This is a genomic window from Erysipelothrix larvae, assembly GCF_001545095.1.
In the GTDB taxonomy this organism is placed as follows: Bacteria; Bacillota_I; Bacilli_A; order Erysipelotrichales; family Erysipelotrichaceae; genus Erysipelothrix; species Erysipelothrix larvae.
In genome coordinates, this window is record NZ_CP013213.1 from 1948023 (window position 1) to 1967519 (window position 19497).

The window sequence follows — 19497 nt, forward strand, 5'->3', positions numbered from 1 at the left end:
AAACCGTGTCGAGTTTTGGACATTAAACCTTTTAAAAAGTTGTGTCATAGTGTGGTAAAGTTTAAGTGTAAACCAATTGGTAAAAACCATCATCCATTGATAAGTACGCGTGATATCAATGGATTGATTCCTTACACTTAATGTTTGTAAGATGCATGACGATAATTTAAATGTAACACCTTCTCCTTTTCTTTTGGAGATGATTTATCCCACCCTTGCGTGTGTACTTTCACGTATTTGGTGATGTACGACCATTTTTCATACGATGAAAGGGGAACGTTGGGCACACGAATTCATGATACCCAACACACATTTTATGTTTAGCAAACTCGAAGAAGTACTCGTACCGATTACCCAAAAAGTTGCGACCAATCGATATTTAGTCGCGATTAGAGATACCTTGGTATCAACCATTCCAATTACCATGATCAGTAGTATTGCACTGCTTATCATTTACTTACCGTGGCCACAAGCCTATGTAGACTTTATGGCAAAAGCGGATACACTTAAAAATATCTTATCCCAATTTAATACCATGGGGATGGGGCTCTTGTCGATTTATGTTGCCTTTGTTCTTGGGAGTAAACTGGCTCATGGTTATGGCATTGATGAAACATCAGGTGGTCTAACCTCCCTATTCTCATTCTTAATGACCATCACTACGGTGAGCGAAGATGGCATGGTTGGTCTTAGAACTACCTATCTGAGTGCTCAAGGGATGTTTACAGCGTTGATTATTGGCGTCGTATCGGTTGAGATTATGCGCTTTACCATTAAGCATAACTTCACCATTAAGATGCCCGATTCTGTTCCATCAAGCATCACAAAGACCTTTGAATCCATTATCCCAATCGCACTTTCTACAATTCTTATCAATATCGTGGTCAATGGACTGGGCTTTAACATTAATGAAGTGATTAACAGCGTAGTCACACCAATCTTTAGAATGTCTGTGAACTCAATCTGGTTCCCATTAGCTTATGTCATTCTCACTGCAATTATGTGGTTTTTTGGGATTCATCCAGGTGTCTTATCCGCAATCGCAACACCTGTTTGGCTCCTAAATGCAGAAGCAAATATGACTGCCATGGCTGCAGGGCTTCCGATTCCTTACATTGGTGTAAAACCCTTTATCTTCAGCTTCATTTATTTTGGTGGTGGCGGTGGAACCTTACCGCTTGTAATTCACATGATTCGTTCAAAGTCTGAACAAATGAAAGCATTGGGTAAACTCAGCTTAGCGCCTGGACTTTTCAATATTAACGAACCTGTTCTCTTTGGTGTTCCAATTGTACTGAATCCAACACTTCTCGTGCCGTTTGTAGGCAGTATGGTTGTGACAGTCATTGTGACATATGTCGCATTTTATACCGGAATTGTTCCAGGTATGGGAAATCCTTTAGCGGCAGAATGGACGGTACCATCACTGATTGCTGGTGCAATCGTCACATCCAGTTGGAAAGGGTCTGCACTGGTTGTCGTGAACTTTATCCTGTCTTACTTTATTTACTTACCATTCTTTAAAGTCTATGAAAAGCAATTACTTGCTCAAGAAGAAGGAGATGCAAATGGCACTCAAGAAACAGCCTAATACCTTCCCAAAGGATTTCTTATGGGGGGGTGCAACAGCTGCAAACCAACTTGAAGGGGGATTTGGTGAAGATGGTAAAGGCATCAGCCTTGCGGATCTCAACGAGTTCAGACCTGACATTGATATTTCTAAAAAATCAAACAAAGAAATGACCACCGCGCAAATTGAGGCAGCACTCAATGATCAAGAAGGCATTTATCCTAAACGCTATGGCATAGATTTTGTCCACACCTACAAACAGGACATCGAACTGCTTGCTGGCATGGGGCTTAAAAGCTTGCGCGTCTCGATTGCTTGGAGTCGCATCTTTCCTAATGGGGATGATGCTGTTCCAAATGAGCGTGGACTTCAATACTATGATGATCTTTTTGATACATTAATCAAATTCAATATACAACCCCTTGTGACCTTGTCACACTATGAAATGCCGCTAAACCTTGCATTGAAGTACAATGGTTGGGCAAACCGACAACTGATTGACTTCTTTGTACGATTTGCGGAAGTCGTGATGCGACGCTATAAGGATAAGGTCAAGCTTTGGATTCCAGTGAACCAAATTAACTTATACCATCATGAATCATTTAACCATCTGGGCATCCCCGAAGATCGGGTTGAAAACTTACTTGAAGCCAAATATCAAGGTTTGCATCACGAGATGGTTGCCAGTGCAAAAATAAAGAAACTGGCTGAGTCAATTAATCCTGAGTTTAAAGTGGGTGTCATGTTGATTGGTGGCGTTGCTTATCCAGCAACTACCTTACCACAGGATGTCCTTGCGACAGAACAAAGAAACCAACGTGATTTGTTTATCTCTGATGTTTTAATTCGTGGTGAATACCCTGGATATATGATCCGTTACTTTGAAGAAAACAACATCCATCTTGATGTGAGCGATGAGGATCTCATGGATTTAAAAGCAGGCTGTGACTTCTTCTCATTCTCATATTATTACACCAAAGTTTCCGATGCTACCGTCGCAAACCAACCAAAATCCTCATACATTAACCCATTATTAGAAGCCAGTGATTGGGGATGGACCATTGATCCATTGGGGTTACGGTTTATGCTCAATGTATATTATGATCGCTATCAACTTCCAATTTACATTACCGAAAGTGGAATTGGACTTTATGATACACTCAATGCGGATCATACCATTGATGATCCACAACGGATTGAATACTATCGTACGCACATCCAACAAATTCTTGAAGCCATCAAGGATGGTGTTGATGTAAGAGGCTATTATCCATGGGGACCTATTGATTTAGTCAGTTGTTCATCCTCTGAAATGAGCAAGCGCTATGGCTTTATCTATGTTGACCTTGATGATTATGGCAAGGGAACTGGAAATCGATACAAGAAGAAGAGTTACGAATGGTATAAAAATGTCATTAAGTCAAACGGTTCAAGTTTGTAGAAATAGTATAGGTGAACAATGAAAAAACTAAACGATATATGTAAAACAATTGATGCTTTTCCAGATGGTTTCTTATGGGGAGGGGCAACAGCCGCTAACCAATTGGAAGGGGGCTTTAAAGAAGAGGGTAAAGGATTAAGCGTCGCGGACATTAATGAATTTAAAGATCATGATGACCTTGAATCTAAATCAAATACTGAAATGAGCATGAAACAAATTACAGCCCTATTGAATGACAAAGATGCAATCTTTCCTAAAAGGACTTCAATTGAGTTTTATCATTCATATAAAGAAGATTTGAAGTTACTTGCAGGCATGGGGTTGAAAAGCCTTCGTGTATCAATCGCATGGACACGTATTTTCCCAAACGGGGATGAAGACCACCCCAACCAAGCAGGGCTGCGCTTTTATGATAACCTGTTTGATGAGATGCTTCGTCTAGGCATTCAACCAATGGTGACCTTATCACATTATGAAATGCCGCTACACCTAGCAACCCACTATAATGGATGGGTGAATCGTAAATTAATTGATTTCTTTGTACGATTTGCTGAGGTTGTGATGAGACGCTATAAAGATAAAGTCACGCTTTGGATTCCTGTGAACCAAATCAATCTATTCGATCATGAATCGTTTAATCACCTAGGAATTCCAAGTGATCGCGTGGATAATCTTGAACAAGCAAAGTTTCAAGGGTTGCACCATGAAATTGTCGCCAGCGCACGGATAAAAAAACTTGCGAAAACCATTAATCCTAAGTTTCAAGTCGGTGTGATGAACTCATCCCTCATTGCTTATCCAAAGACGTCAAAACCAGAAGATGTGTTTACCGCGATCCAACAAGGACAGATCTCACTTTATATATCAGATGTCTTAGCATTTGGAGCGTATCCCCAATACATGCTTCGCTATTTTAAGGAACATCACATTGACATCCTGATTGAACCTTCCGATTTAGAAGACATTAAAGCCGGCATTGACTTCTTCTCATTCTCATATTACTATGCACGCGTTATTGATGCTCAATCGCAAGAATCTTATCGTAACCCCATGCTTAAAGCCAATCCATGGGGATGGACCATTGACCCAATCGGATTAAGAAGTATGTTGAACCTTTACCAAGCACGCTATGGATTGCCAATGTATATTGCGGAGAATGGGGTTGGGATCTTTGATGAACCCGACGAAAACCTCTATGTCAATGATACAGAACGCATCCATAACCTAAGAATCCACATCGAACAAATCCTTGAAGCCATTAAGGATGGGTGTGATGTGAGAGGCTATTATCCATGGGGACCTATTGACATCGTCAGTTGTTCCTCCTCAGAGATGAGTAAGCGCTATGGATTCATCTATGTAGACATTGATAACTATGGAAATGGTACCGGAAAACGTGTCAAAAAACGCAGTTATAGTTGGTATAAACAAGTCATTGAAACCAATGGATCAAACCTAGAGGATGTTTAAACATCCTCTTTTTTTAACCTTTGTGATGCGATAAGAAAACAACACCCACTTAAACAAGCGGGTGTCATGAATTTCAGTTCTTTTTTAAACAGTCCTTACACAAACCTTCAAAGAAGACCGTATGACTGAGTACCTTTCCTTCAAGGGCTTTATTGATGGATTCGATGTCTGATACGGATACATCCACATCCACATCAATGACTTTACCGCATTGTGAACAAATAAAGTGATTGTGAGGGTGGAGGTTTTTATCATAGATAAATCCATAATCTGGATGTTTTACACGATTAATCTGTCCGTCTTCAAAGAGGACATTGAGATTTCGGTAGACGGTTGCGATTCCAATGGAAACACCATCGGCACGCAAGAGTGCATGCACTTGATCGGCAGTCATATGACCATCTGAATGATTAATGAGCTCATAGATTGAGTCGCGTAATTGTGTTTTCCTACGTGTCATTGTTTCTTTTTCCTTTCTTTACCCCGTTGATACTTATTATTCTATATTACGAAGCATTCTAAGTCCATTCATTATCACTAAAATTGTACTTCCTTCATGAAATACAACCCCAAGTGGTAATGGGAGTGAGCGTGTGAAATTCAAGATTATGAGGCAAGCAATTACAGACAATGAGAATATGATATTTTGTCTGGAAATCTTTTTAAGGCGTTTTGATAGTTTTATTGCATAAGCAACATTGGATAAGTTGGGTGTTGTAAGCACAATATCTGAGGTTTCAATGGCAATATCGGTACCATTACTCATCGCAATCCCAATGCTTGCACTGGCAAGTGCAGGTGCATCATTAATCCCATCTCCAATCATACCAACGGTATCATAGAGTGTTAAGAGCTCTTGGATATGATGGGCTTTTTGATCAGGTAGTGATTTCGCAATCACTGTATCAATCCCCAATTGTTTCCCAATCCGATTCGCAACATGTTCATTATCCCCTGTAATCATGACTGGTTCAATATGATTCTGTTTCAACCAAGCTACAAGCTCTTGTGCTTCATCCCGTACTGTATCTGCAATCGCAAAGTAACCAATACAGACTTCATCATTTGAAATGTAAACCAAAGAATACCCTTCACTGCTGTCTTGTTGGGCTTGGGCAAGGATAGTTACCGGAATATCATGCATATAGGCTTCACTGCCCAGTTTAAACACAGATCCTTCATAAACGCCTTGAATTCCATACCCTTTGACTTCTTGGATCATCGATACATTAACTGTCTCATTTTCTTGACGTAAATACTCAGTGATTGCATGTGCTAAGGGATGGGTGGATTGTTCTTCAAGAACCCTTAAGATACTTAATGGGAATTGATGGTGTTTCTCAAGGTTCATGCGTACTACTTTAGGCTTTCCTTCAGTAATGGTTCCTGTCTTATCAAAGGCAAGGGCTTTAATCTCAGACAATAATTCAAAGTAAGCTCCCCCTTTTACTAAAATACCATGGCGTGATCCATTTGAGATTGCTGCAAGTGTAGCTGGTGTTACAGATGCTACCAGTGCACATGGGGATGCAACGACAAGCAATACGATGCCTGTATAAAATGCGGATTCAAAAGGTTTGTGTAATAAGTACATCTCGCCAAGAATCACAACCACAACCGCAATAATAACCCCCAAGGCATACTTCCCTTCAATCTTTTCAATCAGTGAAGATGCTTTGGATTGATGGGATTGTGCCGCTTCAACCATTTTCACAATTCGTTTTAATACCATATCATCGGGATTTTTGTCTACAACAAGGCGCATTGGATTACTCATATTAAGCGTACCACCAAATACACCATCCCCTACCCCTTTTTCAACGGGTACGGATTCACCCGTAATGCTTGATTCTTCAAAGTCGGATTGACCTTGTTCAATGGTTCCATCTACTGGAACCAATTCTCCAGATGCTACTTGAATTCGATCATTGATTTGGATGTCTTCCACAGCAATAACCTCTAAAGTCCCATCACGGTTTATGCGTGTTGCACTTTGGGGTTGTTTTTCCATTAAAGATCGAATATCACGATTGCTGCGATCCAATGTCATGTCTTCAAGACTGCCTGCAAGTGAGAAGATAAAGATAAGAATTGCCCCTTCTTTAAAATCACCCAAGGCACAGGCACCGAATGCTGAAAGGATCATCAACAGTTCGATGTTAAGTCGTTTGTTTTGAAAGCTATCTTTTAAGCCTTCTTTTGTTTGGTGGTACCCACCAATACAAATTGCTCCAATAAAAAACATCCATGAAATCTCTTCAGGTACCACAATCCCCAGTAGAATTAATCCTCCACAGGTAAGTGTCGTCCACATTGCCTTCAATAGATTCATATTAAACCTCCAATAATGATAATCATTATCACTATTAATAGTATAACTCTTTTTATAACAATAAACAATGTTTTTAGATGATTTCACATAATAAAAAAAGGTTATGCGAGGTGTATCTCACATAACCTAAGTACTTACTTATTAATCAACACTAATCACTTCACCATTTTCCATTTGATGGATTAATGATGATGCACGGTTTACTGAATCTTGGTTTGGAATCATAATGTATAGATTACGTCCAGGCATACTGTATGTAACACCCGATGATCCCGTACCGGTTAATTGTACTTGTTGGATATCCCAGCTTTCCATCGAATCCACTTGATGACGAATAATGGATGTGAGTTCACTTTCTGAGAAACTCATTTGAAGTGAACCTGACACTGAGTTAAGGACTGAACTAAAGCGTGTAATAATGGATGGTGACATTGCTTTATTTAAGATTCCTTGTACAAGTTGTTGTTGGTGGTAAACACGATCATTATCACCATTTGGCAAGTTGTAACGTTCACGCACAAATGACAATGCTTGTGCGCCATTTACTGAGTTATTCCCTGCAGTAAATCGATATCCACCGTGTAACGTAACAAAGTTATATTTAGTATAAACTTCAACACCACCCAAAGCATCCACAATATCCGTTACAGATGAGAAATTAACACGAACATAGAAGTCAATATCGATGTTCAATAAGTTTTCAAGTGTATTCATGGATTCTTCAACACCATAAAGTCCCGCATGAGTGAGTTTATCCTTCGCACCTCGTGATGCAAGGGTTACGAAGTAATCACGTGGAATACTTGTGAGTAAAATTTGATTTGTTTTTGGGTTTACGGTAATAATCATATTCACATCTGAACGTGATACTGTGGAAACTGGTCCATAGGTATCAATTCCACTGAGGAAGATACTGTAGGTTTCCTTTAAGACGTCAGGTCGTGTGTCTCTTTGTACGACTTCTTCTTCATATTTATAAGACGCAATAATACGTACGTTACTTGTGAAGTTTTCATCAATTTCATCCATTAATGACATGTTCCCTTCACTCATAATGATCACTTTAACCGTTCCATCATAGAGATCATCAATCATGGTTTCATAATCAGAATATGCCTTAATTGAGATATCAATGTTGTCTTTCTCTTTAATAAGGGTTACTGCACGGTTTGCAGTTTCTTGTTCTTGTTGTGTATTTACACCAAACTGCTCATCTTTGACATCGGAAATATTTTTCGCAGGACTTTCATCCAATACAAGAACGTTAATAACGTGTGTATTTGTACTCCCACCTGTCACACCACCAATAAAACTACTGGCATTCATGACGTAGATGGTTCCCAGTAAAATCGCAATCGATAATATTAAACTGATAATTCGTGATGCAAAGCCTTTGTTCTTAATGACCCATAGACCCATCAAGATAAGGAGCAGTACGATCACGCCCATTGCAATTAATAGATAACGTGTTGGTAAAACATTCGCATCGATAATTGCGTAAATCGATAACGCAGAAAATAACGCTTGAATTCCCAAGACTACCCATCCAAAACGTTTCATTGTAAGATCTCTTTTTGGATTTGATCCTTTTTGTTTCTTCATATATACCTCTCATCGGATTTTTTTTTTTTAAATCATAGATGACCCACAGCATGGATATACCTTAGTATCATCATAACATAACTTGCAAATTATACGCTAAAATTCGAAGATTTTCAAATTTCTTAAAGACCCAGAAACATTTGTCAGGATGAAAAATTTTAAAGCCCTCGGATTTATCATGATAACCTAACCTTACCAATCACGCATATAGCCTTATTTTACGATATTATCGTCATATTTCATAGACTCAATCTTACGGTTTCTTCATAACTTTTTTACACCCATGACCAATTTTGTGAAATTGTGAGATAACACGAAAAGAGTCTGTATTTTTTTAGCCGTTTTAAAAAGGAAGTGGGGAACACTTCCTTAGTATCGGTATGTTTGTTTTTTTAAATCAAACACTCAGGTATATCAATTTCAAGAGTAACAATGCCATAAGCGTTATCTTTGACTTATGTGTGCGTTTGTAATTTCATTGATGAGTTCAGTGAGTGAGTCATATGTACTGATGTCTCCTAATATGAAGATATTATTGATACGGTGGACAAACTCATTGGCAAACATGCCTTGTGAAGCTGTTTGATTCTCAATATAGAAATGGTTCGTTGTTGCGAATGTCACCAGAGCGTTCAGGCGTTGTTGTTTTGAAGCATAAATCTCAACACGCATCGTATCACATTCAACACCAATATACTCCACAACAATTGATTCCCTACGTGTCACACGACAGGTTGTATTGGTTTCTAGGAGTTCATCCAAGGCGTGTAGCTGTAATCCTGTACTACGCAGTTCAATTGGTTGAGTTGATGATTCATGGATCCTTGAGGATTGTTGGAAGGTTGTAAGAAGTCCATAAACACTTAGGCCAATGCAGGCGATGCTTGGAATCAAATAGAAGATGATTTTCTCACCTATTTTCGCATCATTTTTCACCATAACAACAAGCAATACACCCGACACAAACAAGGCAATCAAGGATAAAATAAACACAATCCAGGCATTTGAGAAGTTAAACATGATGAGCATGATCGTACTGAAGACACCTGCCATTAACATCAACAGGAAATACAATCCCAAGGCGTCGTTGAGTGTGTGATGAGTAATGGTGAAGCTTGAAGGAGTCGTGTATTCAGACTGTTTTATGTGTTTATATGCAAAATATCCCACCCTCACATACTTAATAATTCCATAAACAAGAATCAATATAAACAGCACGAAGATGATTAATCCCGCATTGGATTGTATCATCGGCTGAATAAGCGAATTCAATGCGTGTCCATAAAACCAAATAATCCAACACAACACCATTGATAGTAAATCTTGCATCGTTGATTGAAATATCATGACCCGTTTGTCATGGTTTGATTCATGTTCAAGTTCACGATCTGTAATGTGTGTCACATCTTGAGGTCGATCTAAGATTTCAAAAAACCGTGTACGACCAACTCCGTGATAGTCAAAGGTTTCCAGATAATTGATGTGAGACGCAAGTTCATTTCGATACGCTTGTTTCTTTTTACTTCTAAATCGTCCATAGTCTATCAAGACTGTATAGCCTCTTTGTCGACTGGGATCATATTCAAAGACTATAAACTTCCAAATAACCGTTTTAAAGTGCCATCCTTCACGTGCATAAAGATTTAATAACCCTTCTAAGTTTTGTGAATCCAGTGCATTCAACCCTATAAATCGTATTTTAGTTTTCATGACATCCCCCTTAATGTTTTTATTATTTTTGATTCAGCTCATCCATAAAGTATTGTGGTATTTCTCGATAACTCATGATGATGACATTATCGCTGCGATACACATGTCTTTGAAATTTTGATGTTGTTATTGGCGTGTGATTTGGAATATTAAACATGCCAGTGGTAGCTTTGCTTACAAGTGGAGTCAGCGTATCATGGTGTGATACATATACCCAAATACTGTTTGAATCACAGAATAGATCAACAGAACCTGCAGCTTTTGAATTGGATTGTGAAACACGGCAATTCTGGTTTTCTTGGATCATGGTGTCGAAACTCTCCAAGGCGATGAGGGTGATTGAAGATCCTGAATGAACAACATCATCCGCTTCATCATACACCCCAGTGTTTGTCTCAATGCTTTTAAACACAAGAAACAAAAGGAAAATAGAAAATGCAATAGACATGATGTAGCCCAGGATAACCATCCATGATTTGCTCTTTGTGTTGATAAATCCAACGATAAGAAGTACCACACCACACGCGATAACCATCATTAACAAGAGTGTAAACAAGAACATATCACCATGTGCCATTGATATTAGGGTGCCAAAACATAACACGATTAAAACCGCAAAGAACATAAAATCTAGAATATCAAGTGCCCTATTATGCGTTGCATAGAATTTCTTTGGCGTTGGATTCTCATAATTTTTGTAATAGCGATACCCCAATCGAATCATGCGTGTGCTTGAAACGAGGGAATAGCCAAACAACAGCATCATTACCATAATGATTGTTAAACCGGAATTTGTAAAAAGCAAGGATGAAACTGATTGGACAAAATTAAACGTAAATATGATCGCAAAATTAACCAAAGTAAGGATTGCTCTGTTTCGAAGCGTCCTATAAACGAGTTTTCGTTTTGGTTTACTGACTGATTCATCAAGGTCAATGTCCGTAATATACTTTCCGTCATAGGGTTTCTCTAAAATAATAAAGTCATAGGTTTCAAGTACTTTATGGTAATCAAAGTCTTCAAGATAATCGATCGTATTATTCAGTTCATATAAGTAATCCGCTTTATTATTCGTTGTGAATACACTGTAATCTGTCAATACGATATACCGACGATTTCGACTTGGATCAGCTTCAAAGCACAAAATATTCCATATTTTCTTCTTTAGATACCACCCTTCATGAGCATACCTGTTGAGAAGAATTTCAAGATTATGTTGATCTGTTGGCTGTAAATTAATATATCGAAATTTATGCTTCATAGTTTCTCCTTATATGTGATGTTCTAGCGACTATTGAGCTCATCAATAAAGTATTGTGGTATTTCTCGATAACTCAAGAGTATTGTATGATTCACTCGAAATGCTGTTTGAAAGCCTCGTGTTGATAATGTGGAGGTTTGCTCTGGAAGGTTAAAGGTACCGACGCCACTCCATATCACAAAGGGTAAGAATTGCTCAGTCTTTGACACCACCACGCTGATGTCTTGTGAATCACACCATATCTCAACCTTTGTCACAAGCAGTGAGTCCGATTGGTTGAAGCTACATTGCGTATTTTCTTCTAAAAATCTATCAAAACTTTCCATTTTAAGATGCGTTATTTGGTGTGCATCTGAAATTGGACGCATATTTGACGCCCCCTCTTCATGGTTAAGCACTAACATAAAGCATACACAGAACATCGCAAGACTGATAAACCCTGATATCATGAGGACAATGCGTCTTCGTAGCGTCATTGATTCTGATCTCGTCCCAAACGCAAACAAGTTCACTGTGAGAATCAGGGATACAAGTATGCCGAATATCATCACAAACTGGGATGGATTGTTGGTCATCCCAACCCATACAAATAACACGATGGAAAGGATGAATAACCCCATCTTCCACAGATCTTTTGAACTATGTTTAGTTTGCTTGAACCGTTGAGGAATTGGATTTCTATACTGACGATAGTACCCATGTGCCGCTTTGATTCTCATAAAACCATCCATAATAATCCAAATCATGAGCCCACATAGAAACAGAAGATACATAATCCCATAGTTTGAAGCAATAAAGAGTGCAATTGTATTCACTGGATTACCAATGAACATGATTTGATACCATAAGATACTTAGAATTTCTTCCAAAAAGACTGAACGAAATATCTTTTTTCGATTGGGTTTGCTGGTAGTCTCATCTACGAACTCATCCGTGATAAACTGTGATGTTTTCGATGCTTCAAGTACAACAAAGTATCGGTACTTAAGGATGGTTTTGTAGTCAAATAATTCATAAGCATCGAGCTGTTTTTGTAAATCCGCTTCATTTTTTGCTTGGCTGAGTCGTGACATTGCATTATAATTCATCACTACAATAATCCGACAATCACGTGTTGGATCATATTCAAAGAACAGTACGTCAAACACGATCTTCTTGATATACCACCCTTCGTGTGCATATTCGTTGAGTAGATATTCAAGATTTTGTTGGTCAACTACGCTCAGTTTTGTAAACCTCAGTTTATATTTCATAACCCTTATCCCCTTCATCAATCACACCTTATGATCATCCACACGTTTTTTTAATGAGTGTGCTGTTTCCAATACCTCATCAAGCCGCCTTATTTCTTCATCGAAGACATCGCGTCCTTTTTGCGTAATTTGATAGGTACGTTTTCTTCCCTCTACCGCAATCTCTATTATCAGACCACCCTCTTCAAATTTAGAAAGAATGGTATATAAGGTTCCAGGACCCATGGGTACTCTTCCATTACTAACCCGCGTGATGAACTCAACAATCTCAGTACCAAAGGTTTCTTTTTCATAAAAGGCCATCAGGACATAGAACATGGACTCGGTTAAATTTTTGAATGAATCGATGATCATCACCTCCTAATATCGTGTTACGATATCGTCTATCGATATTATAGCATTTACCCCTTCTCTTTGTAAAGCATCTTTATCAATACACCAAAAAAGTAGTGTCCAGTTCTGCATTGAGGGGGGGATTGCAGTGACACTACTTTTATGTAGATTCAAGATCTATGAGGAAGTTAACACAGTATTGTGTTAGGGGTTATTTTGTGTCCTTCCTTGAACACACTTATAGTATACACAAAGAACCTTAACTGAACCTTAAGTTCATTGAAAAATATTGATGAGGATTGGTGCTCGCATATAAATCCTTAAACTCAGATGATCCATCACACGAAACTAAAGGTGTCCGTACACAGTATCAGACCAAAAACCAGGTGGAGAATCCTGGTTTTATATGATATCGTATGACCCATACGATATCATGAGAAGGAGAAAAGATGTCGATGTTACGATGGTTTAATGATTGGTGTAAAGTTGGCCTTTTGCGATGTTAAGGGTGACATCACTGCGTCGTGCAACGCGTTCTGAGTGCGTTACCACAATCACACAACAGTTTTCTTTGTGGGCTAAGTCTTTAAAGAGTTCAATAATGTGGTTTTCATTTTGTTTGTCTAAGTTCCCAGTTGGTTCATCTGCGAGGATAAGACGCACATCAATGGCCAAAGATCTCGCAATGGCAACGCGTTGTTGTTCACCACCCGATAACTTCTTAATGCCTCGATTCACCATATCCCCTTCGATTCTAACTTTACTCAGGGATTGAAGGGCTGATTCTTTGTTGACTTTAAGCCCACGTATTAACTGACCATTGGTTACATTTTCATAGGCACTTAAATAAGGGACAAGGTTCATGTTTTGAAAGATCATCGTCCGATTTAGACGTCGATAGTTGTCAAGTCCGATGGTTTGAATGTTTTTACCATCAAATTCAATGGACCCGCTTTGTACTTTCTCTAAACCACCCATTAAGGAAAGCAGTGTGGTTTTACCACTGCCACTCTCACCCATAATGGTATAAAAAACACCTTCTTTGAATTCATAATTCACATCACTGAGCACCTGTCTTTCAGACATGCCATCTTTGTATGTATAGTTTAACTCATTAATTTTAAGTATTTCAGACATAAGGCACCTCCTAGTTTTGTGCTAATATTTTCTTTGGATTGTATCGCATAACGATTGCTGAAGGTAATGCAGTGGATGCAACACAAATAAAGAGTCCCAGTAAGGTAAAGGTGATCAGTGTTTGCGCTGTTAGGCTTGCATCAATGGATGAAGAAACATCCTCTGATTGTGTATTGGGTTGAGATCCAACCCCAAAGTTAAAGCTCGGTCCTGTACCACTCATTTCACCCCCACCCATACTCGGCATATTCCCACCACGTGTTGGTTGTGAATCAGCGTTTACGATATTGCGAATGGATGACGAATTTGATGTCGCAAAACTGGTGATTGAACTGGTAAAAAAGGAGAAGGTGAAGCATGAGAGAATAAATGCGACACTTGCTATCATGACGGTTTCTGTAATCAGTTGAAGGACAATCTTGCTTTTTTTCTCACCCAACGCTAAGAGTAAGCCAATTTCATTTTTACGTTGGTTAATGGTTAGTGTAATAATTAGGGTTAAAATTGCAACCGATGCACTCAATATAATCACAATCATGGTTGTGGACATGCTTGATACACTGGATAATGAGGAAGAAATTCGATCATATTCACTGGTATTTGCAGCAAAGGTTGAATAGGTAAGGTCTACCTTGGCACTTGCTTCTTCAATAAATGCATCAGCATCTTGAGGATCTGCGAGTACAAACTCAGCAGTACTGATTGAATAACTGTTGATTTCATCGTCACTTAAGCCAATCGTTTTTAATGAATTAAACGGTACATACATTTGGTTCTGTGTTAACAATGAACTGCTTAGTTGGAAATTAAAACGACTGTCTTGGGTTGCACTGGATGTATAGATTCCAATGATTTCAAAACTTTGTTCAGTTTCATAACCTTCAAGTGTTGGTGTGAGCGTAATTGTATCCCCCACACTTAAGTCATTTTGTGATGCCAATGTATCATTGATTAATACAACCAGTGCACCACTTTCAATTTCATCTGTTGTGGCATATCGCCCTTCATTTAAAGTCAGTGTTTCATCATAGAAACTTAACGGTGTTTCATTTGAGAACGTATTCAAGGTAAAATCACCTGAGGACTCATATCCACCTTGCACAAACCCATCTGGACGTTCATGGCCACCCATATCTGGCATTTGATTTTGCATATTTGAGTCGCCTTGCGGCATATTTGCTTGGTCTTCATTCACATAAGGATCAATCGACTCAGATGTGACTTCATAGACAGCAGTTGCATCACTATAACTTAAAAGGTCTGAATCACTCATAAGGGTATAGTTTCCATACGTAGGAAGCCCTTTTGTGACACTTTCCCCTTCTGCTATGGTTCCATCTTGACGCGCTGTCATGATGGCTTGTTGGTTTTGAGAATACACAACCGTTGATTGTGCTTGGTTTAATAAATTGTCTTGGGCTAATTCACTCCCTTTTTGGACACTTAATGCAGCAAGTGTGATATTTGCGATAATGGTAAGTAATCCAAAAATGACTAAGGTACGCCCCCAGTGGCGTTTCACATACGCCTGTGCTCTAAATAAATAACTCATAGATACCTCCTACACAAAACACATCTTACCAACACTTACTTAAACGAACCTTAAATGCTTATACCTATAAAATACTTCACATCAAGACTTCACATTGACGCACACAAAAAGACCCAAAATCTCTTCTTTAAGGGGATGATTTAGTCAAGAGTGATATCAAACGCATCCTCCATAAAATCAAGATTCAGAGTTTTCATGAGTGTTGATCAAGGATTATTTAAGATCTTTTAGGGTTTTAGACATCAATGCGATGATTTCTATGGGTATCATACATCCTATCTGAATCAGACATTTCATGATTCGATTGTGAAGTGTTTGTTCTCCCTGATGGGATAGCACGATTTGATATACTTTTTTGTTTAGGTTTCGTTTATCTTGAATGTTTCACTTAAAATGCATAAACTTACTGTATAAAGGAGCGATTTACCATGTTAGACTATCCAACTTTAGATGATATAAAAAGTGCTTTGTTTGTTCAACCACATCCTGATGATAATGAAATTGGAGCGGGTGGAACCATGGCTTACCTTGTACAAAAGGGCATTCCAGTCTATTCCGTAAGCGTGACAAAAGGGGATGGCGGGAGTGATGAACATTCACCTGAAGCACTTGCATCCATACGTGCGCTTGAAGCACAGCATGCTTCAGACATCTTAGGGGTCACTTACCTGGGTGATTTGGGATATACAAATACCAATCCAGGAACCATATCTTCAATCTGTGAAGACATCGTAAACATCATGAGAACCCACCACATTCAAACCCTAATCTCTGTAGATCCTGATTTAGACAATGAATGTCATCCCGTGCATTTAACTGTGGGACGCGCAGTGAATGAAGCCTTTGTGCGCTGTCCCCAAAGGTATTATCCATTTCACGAGCATAGAATCCATGATGATGCGTATCACCCTGAGATCTTAGGCCATTACTTTACAAAGCACGATAATACGATTGTAGGGATTGATGCTGTTTATACACAGAAAATGGACGCGATACGCGCCCATTCATCTCAAGTAAATGAAGCATTCCTCCAACAACTCAATACCTTATACCAAGCCTATGCAATTGGCACACCTTATACATATGCAGAACGGCTCAAATTACTTTATCCGATTCATACTCATTGCTTTGCGATACGGGATGAACTGCTTGAGTCCTTAATGGAGTCTCTCTAAGTACCTAAATAAGGAAGTAATCATCAACCTCTGTTTCATCGTGGATGATATTTGATTCTAAAACACCTGACAAGCGCGCGAGATCAATTGAAGATTCAAACTGGAGTTGAATGTTTGCATCAAAATCAAATGCATATTCTTGGATAGTTCCAAGTTTACGCGTTGATTCAATGAGTTTCTCATACATTGCTTGATATTCTTGGTTAAGTGAATGGACATAATCATTGATTTCTTCTTGACGTTTTATAATATAGTCTCTTTCATACGTACTAAACATATCTTGTCCAACATTCAGTGCTGTAGTCATAACAACAGATCCAACAAGAGCACCTAAGATTGGAATTGGAATCAATGTCTTCCCAATTGTTGCGCCAATAGCAGAACCTGTTGAATCTAACGTACTCAACATCAAAAGACTCACAAATTCATGCTCATCGATTTCAGAATTTCTATATCGAATAATCGCGTTTGATATTCCAAAGGCACATGAATTTATTGAAGCAGCAATCGGTGAAGGCATCTTAGTAAAATTTGTTAAGGCATAAATTGATAGTCCAGAGATTCCCCCTTTAACACTTCCTTTGATGGTTTGGATTCCACCGTTTTTCCAATCCTCGCGGTCAAATTGCCAGATTTCTTTTCCATTTTGGTGTTGTGCTAAGACAAACAACCCAAAATTTATCCCACCATGGAGTAAAACAACAACACCTGAAGATTTTAACGCTTCGCTCATAGATGGCGTTGCATTTTGTATTGCAATTTCCTTTTGCTTGAGCATCGTCTCTTCAACGTGTGCTTTATCAATTGATGTTTGCTTTATTATCGATTCTTTTTCTTTCCCTAGGGTTTCAAAAATATTACCTTTTTGAACATCATCATACTTTGAAACGGAAGGAATTAACCACTCAGTATAGTGTTGACCCCGAGCTTTGCTTTCGTCTTGAATGATTTGTTTAATTGCTGATGTCTTTCTTAAACTGAGTTCTCCATCATATGAAAGATACCGTTCACCATTCATGATCTTATCGCAAATTTCAAATTTGTCCTTTGGAATCATAAGTTTCATGGATCGATAGTTTTTCGCATGCTCAAGTCCTTGCCTAATATTATTATTAAACTTCATTTGAACATTCTCACCATTCAAATTAAGATCTGTAATTCCATTGTCATTTAATACATGGCAGTGTTCACTAATCTTTTGGTAAATACTTCGTGAATTTCGTATTGCTTCTTCTGTAAATTCCGCAATAAATCCGTGGACACCTTTATCTGCACCCCGTCTTGAAATAATTAAACTGTCAATCGTTTTCTCAGCACCTGAAAGACAATCAATCGCTTGCTTACTTCGTTTTGATATTGATTCCAAGTTTATCTCTTGTGAGGCAAATATTCGTTTTAGATTATTCTCAAGTGTATCCAATCTCATTACATTGATAAAATCAAAATAGTCCGCTACACCTTGAATAATACCCTGATTTATACTTCTTTTCTTAATCATCAAGGCTAAGCTCCTTATTTACAAGCTGAGCGAGTGTAAGTGTTGTATTCACTAATATCCCCGCATAAAGTTTCTCTTCACGTGAATAAAGTGAGAAATCCGCTTTGCTTATCCGAGACGATGCTTCAATTACACCATCCACTTGATTGAGTGTTGTTTCAAGGATTGCGGATATTTTTTGATTCAAGTGTTCAAATTTAAGAATAACACGTTCTAAATTTTCTCTTTCTTCATTTAACTTTTGAGCGATTTCTTTGTTTTTTTGACTTGCAAAAAAACCTGAACCAATTGAGGTCGTGAGCATTATTCCAGCGATTGTAAATCCAACGGGCCCAACAAGCGCAATGAATGCTGCTCCTGAAGTCATACCACCGCCACCCACTGAAAGTGCACCGCCCCCAAGCCAAGCAAGTGCAGCATTTGTTGCAGCGGCACCCGAAAGCGAAGATATAGCAGTACCCGTTGAAGCAACACCAAATGTTGTTGCAACACTCATTGCTGCACTTGGCCCCATCGTAGCAACAGCAAGTCCTAAGGCACTAAAAGTAACCCCTACTCCTGTTCCACCTTTAGCTGCTTTTACTTCAAGTGTTGCCTTTTCGATTTCCCCTTGTTTATCCTTAAAGGATAAAATCTCAAGATTTATGTTTTGAAGATCAGTATGAAAAGACTTTGGTGTATTTGAAATTAAATTAATTTGATTTTCAATGACTCTGATAACATTAACGACGCCTTTTCGCACACTATAAAGTTGATTGGACAAGTCTCCAAATTGTCTGGCAATCTCTTCATAGCGAGCAACACCCGCATTAAACGCATAAACTGACTGCTTTTTTAACTTTGAATTCATAACATCGACTTTTTTAGTGCGATTCCCCAAATCTTTTGAGACCTTTTTGGTTTGTTCAACAACTTTACTGGACCCTTTTGAAACAACTCGAAGGGCACCATCAAAACTATTTCTTATTTCACTCACAACGTCTTCTTGCTTTAGTTCTTTATGATGCGTAGCATCCTTTGTTTCGTTTGAATAATCTGAAGACATTTCAAACGGTTTATCCTGTAATTTTTCAGATTCTTCTTTCACAAACGTATTCGCGGTACTTTTTTTATTATTCTTATTCTGAGTGTTTCGCATAAATTATCCTTCTTTTATCATGATT

At 38.5% G+C, this 19497-nt stretch carries 15 protein-coding genes; 4 read left to right on the forward strand and 11 right to left on the reverse strand.

Annotated features, from left to right (window positions below; translation table 11 throughout):
• Window positions 1-316: 316 nt before the first annotated feature.
• Genes AOC36_RS08875 through AOC36_RS08885 form a run of 3 tightly spaced genes read left to right on the forward strand, consistent with a single transcriptional unit; the run spans window position 317 to window position 4481 of the window.
• Entirely contained in the window at window positions 317-1591 is a 1275-nt protein-coding gene (locus tag AOC36_RS08875; protein WP_232505363.1) for a PTS sugar transporter subunit IIC, read from the forward strand.
• A complete protein-coding gene (locus AOC36_RS08880) occupies window positions 1569-3011 on the forward strand; it encodes a glycoside hydrolase family 1 protein (RefSeq protein ID WP_067633477.1) in 1443 nt (480 codons plus the stop codon). Before AOC36_RS08875 ends, AOC36_RS08880 begins: the two co-directional genes overlap by 23 nt.
• 18 nt (window positions 3012-3029) lie before the next feature.
• Window positions 3030-4481: a glycoside hydrolase family 1 protein gene (locus tag AOC36_RS08885; protein ID WP_067633479.1), complete on the forward strand. Its 1452-nt coding sequence runs from the start codon at window positions 3030-3032 to the stop codon at window positions 4479-4481.
• Window positions 4482-4554: 73 nt separating this feature from the next.
• On the opposite strand, the gene AOC36_RS08890 is transcribed toward AOC36_RS08885, so the two are convergent.
• The 9 genes from AOC36_RS08890 to AOC36_RS08930 all read right to left on the reverse strand — a co-directional run bounded on the left by AOC36_RS08890 (window position 4555) and on the right by AOC36_RS08930 (window position 15661).
• Window positions 4555-4941 carry a Fur family transcriptional regulator gene (locus AOC36_RS08890; protein WP_067633481.1) on the reverse strand — a complete coding sequence of 129 codons (387 nt, stop codon included), beginning with the start codon at window positions 4939-4941 and terminating at the stop codon, window positions 4555-4557.
• A gap of 36 nt (window positions 4942-4977) precedes the next feature.
• Window positions 4978-6813 carry a heavy metal translocating P-type ATPase gene (locus AOC36_RS08895; RefSeq protein WP_067633483.1) on the reverse strand — a complete coding sequence of 612 codons (1836 nt, stop codon included), beginning with the start codon at window positions 6811-6813 and terminating at the stop codon, window positions 4978-4980.
• A 141-nt stretch (window positions 6814-6954) separates the two neighbouring features.
• On the reverse strand, window positions 6955-8415 hold the full coding sequence (locus AOC36_RS08900) for an LCP family protein (RefSeq protein WP_067633485.1): 1461 nt from the start codon (window positions 8413-8415) through the stop codon (window positions 6955-6957).
• A 444-nt stretch (window positions 8416-8859) separates the two neighbouring features.
• Window positions 8860-10125, reverse strand: coding sequence for an MFS transporter (locus tag AOC36_RS08905; RefSeq protein ID WP_067633487.1), 1266 nt, complete (start codon window positions 10123-10125; stop codon window positions 8860-8862).
• A gap of 22 nt (window positions 10126-10147) precedes the next feature.
• Entirely contained in the window at window positions 10148-11386 is a 1239-nt protein-coding gene (locus AOC36_RS08910) for a hypothetical protein (RefSeq protein WP_067633489.1), read from the reverse strand.
• Between the two features lie 23 nt (window positions 11387-11409).
• Window positions 11410-12639, reverse strand: coding sequence for a hypothetical protein (locus tag AOC36_RS08915; RefSeq protein WP_067633491.1), 1230 nt, complete (start codon window positions 12637-12639; stop codon window positions 11410-11412).
• Window positions 12640-12660: 21 nt separating this feature from the next.
• Window positions 12661-12993, reverse strand: coding sequence for a PadR family transcriptional regulator (locus AOC36_RS08920; RefSeq protein ID WP_067633493.1), 333 nt, complete (start codon window positions 12991-12993; stop codon window positions 12661-12663).
• Between the two features lie 447 nt (window positions 12994-13440).
• Window positions 13441-14109 (reverse strand): ABC transporter ATP-binding protein, encoded by a 669-nt coding sequence (locus AOC36_RS08925; RefSeq protein WP_067633495.1) that lies wholly within the window; start codon window positions 14107-14109, stop codon window positions 13441-13443.
• A gap of 10 nt (window positions 14110-14119) precedes the next feature.
• Window positions 14120-15661 (reverse strand): ABC transporter permease, encoded by a 1542-nt coding sequence (locus AOC36_RS08930; RefSeq protein WP_067633497.1) that lies wholly within the window; start codon window positions 15659-15661, stop codon window positions 14120-14122.
• A 428-nt stretch (window positions 15662-16089) separates the two neighbouring features.
• Here AOC36_RS08930 and AOC36_RS08935 point away from each other — a divergent pair, with 428 nt between their 5' ends.
• Entirely contained in the window at window positions 16090-16836 is a 747-nt protein-coding gene (locus AOC36_RS08935; RefSeq protein ID WP_067633499.1) for a PIG-L deacetylase family protein, read from the forward strand.
• Window positions 16837-16840: 4 nt separating this feature from the next.
• On the opposite strand, the gene AOC36_RS08940 is transcribed toward AOC36_RS08935, so the two are convergent.
• Together AOC36_RS08940 and AOC36_RS08945 are read right to left on the reverse strand one after the other, a co-directional pair.
• Window positions 16841-18334 (reverse strand): hypothetical protein, encoded by a 1494-nt coding sequence (locus tag AOC36_RS08940; protein WP_067633500.1) that lies wholly within the window; start codon window positions 18332-18334, stop codon window positions 16841-16843.
• Window positions 18327-19472: a hypothetical protein gene (locus AOC36_RS08945; protein ID WP_198401172.1), complete on the reverse strand. Its 1146-nt coding sequence runs from the start codon at window positions 19470-19472 to the stop codon at window positions 18327-18329. The genes AOC36_RS08940 and AOC36_RS08945 overlap by 8 nt, the downstream gene beginning before the upstream one ends.
• Window positions 19473-19497: the final 25 nt, after the last annotated feature.

Bases quoted from the DNA above. Each gene is read 5' to 3' on its own strand.
- AOC36_RS08875 (WP_232505363.1), top strand. From the start codon at position 317: ATGTTTAGCAAACTCGAAGAAGTACTCGTACCGATTACCCAAAAAGTT.
- AOC36_RS08915 (WP_067633491.1), bottom strand. From the start codon at position 12,639: ATGAAATATAAACTGAGGTTTACAAAACTGAGCGTAGTTGACCAACAA.
- AOC36_RS08890 (WP_067633481.1), bottom strand. From the start codon at position 4,941: ATGACACGTAGGAAAACACAATTACGCGACTCAATCTATGAGCTCATT.
- AOC36_RS08895 (WP_067633483.1), bottom strand. From the start codon at position 6,813: ATGAATCTATTGAAGGCAATGTGGACGACACTTACCTGTGGAGGATTA.
- AOC36_RS08945 (WP_198401172.1), bottom strand. From the start codon at position 19,472: ATGCGAAACACTCAGAATAAGAATAATAAAAAAAGTACCGCGAATACG.
- AOC36_RS08905 (WP_067633487.1), bottom strand. From the start codon at position 10,125: ATGAAAACTAAAATACGATTTATAGGGTTGAATGCACTGGATTCACAA.
- AOC36_RS08880 (WP_067633477.1), top strand. From the start codon at position 1,569: ATGGCACTCAAGAAACAGCCTAATACCTTCCCAAAGGATTTCTTATGG.
- AOC36_RS08930 (WP_067633497.1), bottom strand. From the start codon at position 15,661: ATGAGTTATTTATTTAGAGCACAGGCGTATGTGAAACGCCACTGGGGG.
- AOC36_RS08885 (WP_067633479.1), top strand. From the start codon at position 3,030: ATGAAAAAACTAAACGATATATGTAAAACAATTGATGCTTTTCCAGAT.
- AOC36_RS08910 (WP_067633489.1), bottom strand. From the start codon at position 11,386: ATGAAGCATAAATTTCGATATATTAATTTACAGCCAACAGATCAACAT.
- AOC36_RS08920 (WP_067633493.1), bottom strand. From the start codon at position 12,993: ATGATCATCGATTCATTCAAAAATTTAACCGAGTCCATGTTCTATGTC.
- AOC36_RS08935 (WP_067633499.1), top strand. From the start codon at position 16,090: ATGTTAGACTATCCAACTTTAGATGATATAAAAAGTGCTTTGTTTGTT.
- AOC36_RS08900 (WP_067633485.1), bottom strand. From the start codon at position 8,415: ATGAAGAAACAAAAAGGATCAAATCCAAAAAGAGATCTTACAATGAAA.
- AOC36_RS08940 (WP_067633500.1), bottom strand. From the start codon at position 18,334: ATGATTAAGAAAAGAAGTATAAATCAGGGTATTATTCAAGGTGTAGCG.
- AOC36_RS08925 (WP_067633495.1), bottom strand. From the start codon at position 14,109: ATGTCTGAAATACTTAAAATTAATGAGTTAAACTATACATACAAAGAT.